The sequence below is a fragment of the Pseudoflavonifractor phocaeensis genome (assembly GCF_016901735.1).
Classification (GTDB): domain Bacteria; phylum Bacillota; class Clostridia; order Oscillospirales; family Oscillospiraceae; genus Pseudoflavonifractor_A.
Window position 1 is genome coordinate 1 of sequence record NZ_JACLZC010000240.1, and the last position, 260, is coordinate 260.

Annotated in this window: 1 protein-coding gene; it reads right to left on the minus strand. The window is 66.5% G+C overall.

The genetic code is table 11. The annotated features are described in order from the left end of the window. Positions 1 to 260: InlB B-repeat-containing protein (locus H7U37_RS15445; protein WP_204877052.1), on the minus strand; the 260-nt coding region annotated here is incomplete at both ends.

A 260-nucleotide genomic window follows, 5' to 3' on the forward strand; every position in this document is an offset into this window, starting at 1 on the left:
CAACCACGGCATCGATGGCCTCGCCGGCCCAGTGGCCGTCTGGGATATCGGTGAAGGAAGGCGCGGGATTGAGGGGGGTGTCGTCGTCGCCGATGTCGATGTCAGGCTCATCCACGTCGGGGGTATCGGGCGCGTCGCTGTCGGGCTTGGCGCCCTCAAAGCCCACCATCTTCCAGCCGGCATAGAGGGTGAGGTCGCCGGTGACGGGGGCGGAGAAGTCATAGAGGGTGGTGCAGGCAGGGTCGGCATACCAGCCGTTG